The following is an 8,842-nucleotide window of genomic DNA, read 5'->3' on the forward strand; positions in this document are numbered from 1 at the left end:
CGCCATGAAAACCATTTTTCTGCGAGTAATTGACGAAAACGATAAGGCGGCGGCGCTTCTGAAAGCCATCCGAGAACCAGAGAAAGCAAGGGGTGGGCAGCGCTTCGAAGTCGATGCGGCAAGTTTTTCCGCGATACCCCAATGTCCATTCGTTTATCGCGTTCCGGCGCCAATGCTCGCTCTTGCGGCAAATGGAGAAACGCTTATTGCGTCCGGAGCAAAGGCGAGACAGGGGTTCGGAGCTGCTACTCGGTTTCATCGCCTAGCATGGGAAGTTAGCCCCGCTGAAATCGGAGCTGGACGTCGTTGGCTATGGCTTGCGCATGGAACCAAACCTGCCCCATTTTTCAAGCCAACGTTCCACGTCGTACTCTGGGCCGACCAAGGTCGAGAGGCAAAAGCGGACGTTCTAACCCGATATCCATACCTGAACGGTAATTATGGATTCAAGATCCAGGCCGAAGAATATTATGGGCGGCCGGGGCTCTGCTATGGGAAACGGACCGGCAGATTCACTGTACAGGTAATGCCACCTGAACATGCATTTTCGTTCGAGGGAACAGCGATTCATGCCGAGGCCTCAGTAGATGTATGGCACCTCCTCGCGCTGCTAAATTCTGAGCCGATTGCGTTCTGGCTTAACAACGCAAGTGCGCAGCATAAGACATATTCTTACGTGGATTCTACCCCGTTCCCGGTCAAAATAGATGGCCGGTTGGCGTTATTGGCGCAGCGTGGCTGGAAATGCCAATTCGAACTTCGTCGATCTATCGAAAACGGAAACTATTTTGCGCTGCCGTCGCTCCTACAAAGCGAGGGCGAAAACTTAGCTCAGCGCGCCAACGCTTGGGCTCAATTTGTTCGCGATACAGAGTTTGAAATCGCAGAAATTCTTGGTGAGATCAACGATCGCTGCTTTGACCTTTACGAGATTGATGAGGCTGATCGTCTTCCAATTAGGTTGGGATTCGGCGGCGGTATACCAGAGCAGTCCTCGTCCTCCACTACAGAAGCAGATGTGGATGACGATCTTGAAGACGACGATGTGGAGATAAGCGCCAATCCAGAAGGCCTCGCTGCAGATCTTTGCTCTTGGTTAGTTGGCGTGGCGTTTGGTCGCTTTGATGTGCGACTCGCCACTGGAGCACGTGGTTTATCGACACTTCCTGAACCGTTTGCCCAGATGCCGGTGTGTTCGCCGGCAATGTTGTTTGGCGACGACGGTCTACCGCTCGCAACCCCGCCGGCTGGATATCCGTTGGGATTCCCTGAGAACGGCATTCTCGTCGATGATCGCGGACACCCGCGTGACCTCGCCGCCGCGATTAGATTGGCGTTCGATGAGGTATTTGCTGCGAGAGCTGATGCGCGATGGAGCGAATTTGAACTTCTCCTCGATTCAAAAGGTCACGAAATTCGGACGTGGTTGGCGTCGAACTTCTTCGAGTATCATCTTAAGCGCTATTCTAAAGGGCGTCGTAAAGCGCCGATCTATTGGCAACTCGCGATTCCATCGGGTCGTTACAGTATATGGCTCTACGCCCATAGACTTACGCACGATAGTTTTTTTCGAATCCAGAATGATGTAGTGGTGCCTAGACTTGCCCACGAGGAACGTCAGCTAACCAGTCTGATACAAAGCGTCGGACCTAGTCCGTCTGCGAAGGAGCGTAAGGACGTTGCCGAGCAGGAGGCATTAATCGGGGAGCTTCGTTCCTTCCTCGAAGAGGTCAAGCTGGTGTCTCCGCTGTGGCACCCAACGCTCGACGACGGGGTGTCGCTGACAATGGCCCCCCTTTGGCGGCTGATGCCCCAACACAAGCCTTGGCAGAAGGAACTGAAAAGCAAGTGGGATGACCTGACAGCTGGAAAATACGACTGGGCGCACGTCGCCATGCACCTGTGGCCGGAACGCGTCATTCCGAAGTGTGCCGCCGATCGAAGCCTCGCGATCTCACATGGATTGGAAGATGTGTTTTGGGCGGAAGGGCGTGATGGCAAGTGGAGGCCGCGACCTATCCCGACGCGCCCGATGGACGAGCTTGTCCGAGAACGGACTTCGGTTGCGGTCAAGCTCGCTTTGCGGGGACTGACGGAAGCGTCAGCGCCGAACGGTTCGAAGGCAAGAGGACGGAGGTCATCATCGTGACGATCTCCGAAGACACGATCAAAAATGCCGTTCTTCGCTATCACCGCGAATACGACAGGTACCTAAAGCTCTCGGCTCGTGTCGCCGAGATCTGCCGGTTTGAGATCGTCGAAGGCAACGCAATCCGAGCGCAGGTGACGTTCCGCGCAAAAAGCCCCAAAAGTCTGGAGGGAAAGCTCCGTCGCTTCGCGGCGTCTGGGAAGAGGGATTTGCCTAATGTGCAGTCCGTATTTGACGCTGTTCGCGATCTCGCGGCCGTCCGAATTGCCACGTACGAGCAGCGGCACGAGGACCAGGTCGTCCAGTTGGTCTGCAACCGGTTCGTGGATTTGCGTGGTGCTCCGCCGAGCAGCGAGCGCAAGGACAAGAACGCAGCGGATAGCAACAACTTCTATCGGGCCACGCATGTCGAAGCGTTTTTGCCAGAAGCTGATGTGATTGGAACCTACGCCAATGTGTCGGACGTCCCGTGTGAGATCCAAGTCTGCAGCATGATGGCTCATGTCTGGAATGAGATCGAGCACGATCTTGGCTACAAGCCCCTGACTGGCTCGCTTTCAGAACAGGAGCGCGGTCTCCTCGTGTCGCTCGGCTTTGCCGTTCGACAAGGTGACATCACGATTGGCAATCTATTTTCTGAAACCGAGCGGCGCCAACGCGAACATGGGGGCGTGTTCACAGATGTTTATGACTTCGTGGCGCGAGTCCGTGGATGGTTTCCGGATATCGATTTTGGTCGAAACGCCGGCCCGCTCTACGAAGCGCTACAGCCTATCCGCCTAGTTTCCCCAGAAGGTATCCGGCGATTGTTGACTGTCCCCGAGCCGATGACGGAGCCAGCGCAAAAAGCACTTAATGAGTTCGCATCGGAACTAGCGGCGCAGGGTGAGGGACGGTTTACGCTTGACCGGAATTCGTCTGATCTCCTGCTGGTTCTGCTTTTGCCGCAGCTTGCAAGGCACATCATATCCTCATCCGGCGATGCGGTGTCCGACGGCGTTGCGCGCGTTCGCTGGTTCGCCGCCCGCTTTCAAGAAATGTCTAAGGTGGACAGCGGAGGTCCCAGCTGATGCACCCCTTGCATGACTATATCTCTAAACAACTCGCCGAGAGGCTCAAAGCCAGGAAGGTCGTTGTCTGGTACGACGTTCGCCGCGAGTTCGCGGCGTTCATCGCTGAATTGCGGGGTGGCGCGCGCACCAACGATGAAGCTGTGCCTGTAGCGGTCGGTAGCATGGGCGCCCGGCTGATCGAGTATGACGGCTCGATGTTCGAACTGCGCGCGGTCGTAGAGCCCTTCGTATGCAGCGATGCGCCGGCCGAGTGCACCATTATTTACCTGCCGGGCTGCGAGCGCGATCGCCATGGATCCGTACTGATGGAGCTCGAAAAAGCCGGAGATTGCTACGAGCCCCAGTTGAAGCGGCTCGCACGCAATGTCCTTCGTCAACGTTACACCGACGGCGTGATTGATGAAATGCTGGCGCCGGAACGCGTCTCCTATGAGGATCTTGCGCGCGCATCATCCGACACATCGTCAACCGAGCCGCCATCAGTTTTGAAGTCGATCTTCCACAACACATCGGGGAGCGACGGCATCATCGCGTCCTGGCTCGCAAGCGACGAACGTGATGCTGAGATCGACGACAAAGAGGCAACTCGCGAGTTGGTGAAGCTCGTGCGCTCGAAGCTCGGCCTGGAGCTGCCAGATGACGCCGCCTTGCCAAAGCTTCGGTCCATTACGCTTCGATACGTCCTGGCGAGTGAATTCAGGATCGATCTCAGGAGTGACCCACCTTCGGTTCTTGACGCCATACCTGCGCCGAAGGCGAAGGATGAGGAAACGGCGGTTCGGGAACTCGCCCATCAGCTTCGCACAAGGTTCTCCGACGCCTATCCCGCGATGGCGGATCGCGTGGAAGCCGAACTGGGCCTTCGCGACGTCGCCGTCACAGCCGGGAGTCTCGGATCGATCGACACCTTCCGTTTTGAGGAGCGCGTGCTGCTGGCACATTGCGGGGATCTGGTCGCGGCGAAGAAGTTCGACGCGGCCCTCGATATCATCAGTGGGCGGGAGCACAGCTTTTGGCTCGATCGCGATGTGGGACGGAAGGCTCAGTGGGAGGCCTGTCGCCGCATGGCCGAGCTGGGAAGCCTCGGAGTGGCTGTGCGAGCAGCGGTCGGGAAAGCCGGCGGCGACGCCAATGCTTGGATTGACGCATACGCCGCCAAAGAAGGGTGGTTCCGATTGGACCAGGCGCAACGCCGTCTTGAGGCGTGGGTCGCCAATCTCGATGATGAACCGGAGGAGCGCCCGCTGGGTGTCGTTCGGGGCGTTTACGAGGACGCCTGCCGCGCCATGGCCGACGGCTTTACCAAGGCTCTCGTCGCGGCCAAGTGGACTGTCTCTGCCTCCCTGCACCAGACGCGGATCTACAGCGAGGTCGTCTCAGAGCAGCCCAAGCCCGTAGCGTATTTCTTCGTTGACGCCATGCGCTTCGAGATGGGCGTCGAACTCTCGGAGCGGCTTCCAAAGTTGGTGGAGGTGAGCGTGCGCCCTGCTATCTGCGCGCTACCCAGCATCACTCCGATTGGCATGGCCGCGCTGCAACCCGGTGCATCTTCCAGCTTCAGCGTTATCGAACAGGCCGGCACGCTCGGGGTGCGAATCGACGACGCATTCCTTCCCGACTTGGCAGCACGGAAGAAATTTGCGGCCTCACGCGTGCCCAGATTGGCCGACGTCGCTCTCGATGAGCTGCTGAGTCTTCAGCCGTCGAAGCTCGCCAAGAAGATCGAGGGCGCCCAGGTCATCATCGTGCGGTCCCAGGAGATCGACCATGCCGGCGAGCGGGGGTTTACGTTCCAGGCTCGCCAAGTGATGGATACGGTCATCGATAATCTAGCCCGAGCGGTCCGCAAGCTCGCCGCAGCCGGCGTCGAGCATTGCGTGCTGACTGCTGATCACGGGCATCTGTTCTTCCCATCGGACCGCGACGAGTCGATGCGGATCGACGCACCGGGGGGTGACGAGATTGACCTTCATCGCAGATGTTGGATTGGGCGCGGCGGAGCAACGCCGCCTGGTTGCGTCCGGGTCACCGCCTCGGCACTCGGGTATGAATCTGACCTCGACTTCATATTCCCCTGCGGGAGTGGGGTCTTCAAAGCGGGTGGGGACCTCGCCTTCCACCACGGTGGCCCATCATTGCAGGAAATGGTCATACCCGTGGTCACGATCCGCATGAAGGCGCGAGAGGCAGAGAGGTCGACCGCGGGACCCGTGACAGCGACAGGTCTACCTGATGCAGTGACGAACCGCATTTTCAGCGTGACGATCCAACTCGACGGGAAAAACCTCTCGCTCTTTTCGAACGAGCTGGTGGTTCGGCCCCTATTGGTTTCAGCGGGAAAGCAAGTTGGCGGTGTAGGCATGGCAGTCGATGGCGACTTTGATCGCGCGACAGGCTGCGTGACGCTTCAGGCCGGGAAGCCCGTCACGGTCGCGTTCCTTTTGAGCGATGAGAGTTCACCGTCGCTCCGTGTGGTCGTTCAAGACCCGACAACAGATGCCGAGCTGTACCGCTCACCTACCGACATCCCTGTCCGCCTCGGAGTTTGAGTATGAGTTATAGTGCACCGCCGGCCCGCGACGAGCTCGACAACAAAGCGAACCAGCTATTTGCCGGAAAGGTCGTCCGGAAGGATCTCGTTCGAAAGGTCAAGGTGGGTGCCAATGTGCCCGTCTTCGTGCTGGAGTTTCTTCTGGGGAAGTACTGCGCCTCATCCGACGAGGTCGCGATTCACATGGGGCTTCAGGTTGTCAACGATACGCTAGCGAATAACTATATTCGACCTGACGAGTCAGCGAAGGCGCAGAGCAAGGTAAAGGAAAGCGGAAAATATTCTTTTATCGACAAGGTGAAGGTCCGGCTGGTTGATTCCGACTACTGGGCTGAAGGTGTCAATTTCAACAACAAGTTTCTCCACATACCCAGTCAATATGTGCGCGATTACGAGCGCCTGCTCATGGGCGGGGTGTGGGCACAAGTCGACATGCGCTTCGAAACCGACGAAGAGTCGAAGGGCAAGAATCCATTTTGGATCGACAAGCTCGTCCCAATTCAAATCGCTACTTTCGACCTCGACGAGTACCGCGATGTCAGGAAGCAGTTCACAACCGACGAATGGTTGGATCTCATTGTCCGGAGCATGGGGTATGAGCCCAGCGAGATGTCTCGGCGGCTCAAGCTGCTATTCCTCGTTCGGCTCATCCCCTTGGCGGAGCGAAATTACAACCTCGTCGAGCTTGGTCCGCGAGGTACCGGCAAGAGCTATGTCATCCAAGAAGTGTCGCCCTACACGGCGCTGCTTACGGGGGGAACGACGGTCGCCAATCTATTCGGCCACATGTCGGGACGCCAGAAGGGAATGGTCCAAATCTGGGACGTCGTTGGCTTCGATGAGGTCGCGGATCTCCAAAAGATGCCGAAAGAAGTCATCACGACGATGAAGACATACTGTGAGTCCGGCACTTTCCAGCGGGGACAGGAAGCCGTCGCGGGAGACGCTAGCATAGCGATGTTTGGTAATACCAATCAGCCCATCGACGTCATGGTTCAGACTGGCCACCTGTTTGCGCCTATGCCGGACACTATTCGTGACGATATGGCGTTCATAGATCGGCTCCACTTCTATCTTCCGGGTTGGGAAATTCCGCAAATGCGGAACCAGTTGTTCACCGACCACTACGGGTTCGTCGTGGATTATCTCGCTGAGGCATTGCGCGAGATGCGCAAGCACAACTTCACGGAGATCATCGACAGATATTTTTCCATGGGTGCGCATCTCAACGCTCGCGATCGTAAGGCCGTCCGCAAAACCGTATCCGGTCTGGTGAAGATTCTGCACCCACACGGTGAAATTTCGCAGGATGAGCTCGCGGAGATTCTCGAGTTGGCTCTTGAAGGTCGGCGGCGTGTAAAGGAGCAACTCAAGAAGATGGGCTCCTTCGAGTATTATCAGACTTCATTCAGCTACACGCTCCAAGATACTGGGGAGGAAAGATTTGTCGGCGTCCCTGAACAAGGGGGTCGTGACCTGATCTCCGCCGATCCCTTATCTCCAGGAACCGTCTATACAGCCGGCGTTACGTCCGATGGAACGGTCGGGCTCTACCGTTTGGAAGTTTCAGTTTCGGGCGGAAATGGGAAGCTGAGGATGGCTGGCGGCATCTCCGGAGCGATGAAGGAATCGGTGCAGCGCGCTTTCAGTTACGTGTTGGCGAGAAAAACTGAATTAGGATTTGCGCGGGATCTTGAGACCTCAGATATGCACGTCGAGGTAATCGACCTGTTAGGAAATCGCGTCGAGGCCGAAATTGGGGTTGCGTTTTTTGTGGCGGCTTATTCTGCATTTCGGAAGGCACCCGTCAGCCCTGCATTGCTAGTGCTCGGAGATATGAGCGTTCAGGGAAACATCAAACCTTTGCGATCACTCACTGAACCGCTTCAAGTGGCAAAAGATAACGGCGCTAAACGCTCCCTCATTCCGATAGAAAATAAGCGAAATTTTCTGGATGTAAGCGCCGATATTATGGAACACGTAGATCCAGTCTTTTATGGAGATCCCAAGACGGCGGCAATGAAGGTTCTCGGAATCCCGTAGTTGATAGTTTCCGAAAGAAATTTGGTTAGAAAACTGACACTTTTGAGGCGCACGCCCGCGCCTGATCCCGCATCACAGCGTAGTCGCTCAACATCTCTGCGACCACCGACCTCTCTGGCAGCAAAGCCAGTTCCTCGGCCGCCCGAGCCTGGAACTCCCGGCTGTAATCGACCGCAGGCGGACATATTCTGACAGCGCGCCCTTCAGAAGTCACCGTCGCGCAACCGCTGAGCAAGCTCGTTGCAATCACGAGGACGGCGCGCCGCAGCCTCCAGCATCTCGCGTTGAACATCATTTGCCTTCTCCATGGTCTCAAGGCGTTCAGAGAGGCGTCCCGCTCGCTCGCCGGAGCGACGCAGGGCCAGCAGAAACAGAAGGATCGCGAACACGGTGACGCCGTAGCGAAGCGCCGCGCGCGCCCATGCCGATCCAGCGAACATGGCCACAAGGCCACCAATCATCGCCGCCCCCTGCGCCAGTCATCGAGCCGGGCGTAGATCGTGACCGCGATCCCGCCGAGCGCCAACGCGATGAACATCCAGCGCAGGGTGTCGAGATACGGGACCAGCGGCAGGACGGCGCTCTGCGTCTCCGCCAGCACCTGCTGGGCCACCTCGACTCCCGCCGCGCCCAGCGTCGCCACACCGGCCGCCCCGCCACCCTTCATGGTGCGGCTCTCGGCCAGCACTTCGCGCGCGGGCGGCGTCTCGGCTGCGAATGCGGTCTCCCGAACCGGAAAACGCTCGCCCCATTGCCGCGCGGGGCCAAGGTCGACATGGATGAAGCCCGAGCGCGGGTAGAAGCCGAAGCCGAGGAACCCGACCTCGCGCGCCGCCACCTCGAACGTGACCGGATCGTGGTTCGTCATGGCGATGTCGAAGGCCGCGCCGTCCAAGTGCTTCGATCGCGGCGCGCCGCCGACGGCGCGATTGTAACCGGCCGGTTGGCACCGCGGTTGGTTAGGCGGCCTCGGCCTGAGCGGCGGCGACCGGTGTCCAGTTCCACGGCAGGAGCTCGTCGAGCCGG

Annotated in this window: 5 protein-coding genes and 1 pseudogene; 4 read left to right on the forward strand and 2 right to left on the reverse strand. The window is 58.0% G+C overall.

Features of this window, described 5'->3' with window-relative positions; genetic code table 11:
* The first annotated feature begins 4 nt into the window (after positions 1 to 4).
* The 4 genes from C7455_RS20265 to brxL are packed head-to-tail and all read left to right on the forward strand — an operon-like array spanning position 5 to position 7,816.
* Positions 5 to 2,149, forward strand: a complete 2,145-nt coding sequence (locus tag C7455_RS20265; protein ID WP_170119146.1) for a hypothetical protein — start codon at positions 5 to 7, stop codon at positions 2,147 to 2,149.
* The gene (locus C7455_RS18635) at positions 2,146 to 3,219 is read left to right on the forward strand and encodes a GTP pyrophosphokinase (protein WP_170119147.1); all 1,074 of its coding nucleotides are present in this window, start codon (positions 2,146 to 2,148) and stop codon (positions 3,217 to 3,219) included. The genes C7455_RS20265 and C7455_RS18635 overlap by 4 nt, the downstream gene beginning before the upstream one ends.
* 8 nt (positions 3,220 to 3,227) lie before the next feature.
* The gene (locus tag C7455_RS18640) at positions 3,228 to 5,771 is read left to right on the forward strand and encodes a PglZ domain-containing protein (protein WP_211315522.1); all 2,544 of its coding nucleotides are present in this window, start codon (positions 3,228 to 3,230) and stop codon (positions 5,769 to 5,771) included.
* Between the two features lie 2 nt (positions 5,772 to 5,773).
* Entirely contained in the window at positions 5,774 to 7,816 is a 2,043-nt protein-coding gene (gene brxL, locus C7455_RS18645; RefSeq protein WP_109670837.1) for a protease Lon-related BREX system protein BrxL, read from the forward strand.
* Positions 7,817 to 8,019: 203 nt separating this feature from the next.
* Here brxL and C7455_RS18655 read toward each other — a convergent pair whose 3' ends face one another.
* Both C7455_RS18655 and C7455_RS18660 read right to left on the reverse strand, forming a co-directional pair.
* Complete coding sequence (locus C7455_RS18655) at positions 8,020 to 8,277, reverse strand: hypothetical protein (RefSeq protein WP_109670841.1); 258 nt, start codon at positions 8,275 to 8,277, stop codon at positions 8,020 to 8,022.
* Positions 8,274 to 8,750 (reverse strand): annotated as a pseudogene (locus C7455_RS18660) (YcbK family protein); the annotation flags it as partial. The pseudogene C7455_RS18660 and the gene C7455_RS18655, both read right to left, overlap by 4 nt.
* Positions 8,751 to 8,842 lie beyond the last annotated feature (92 nt).

It is taken from the genome of Roseicyclus mahoneyensis (assembly GCF_003148775.1).
Lineage (GTDB): Bacteria > Pseudomonadota > Alphaproteobacteria > Rhodobacterales > Rhodobacteraceae > Roseicyclus > Roseicyclus mahoneyensis.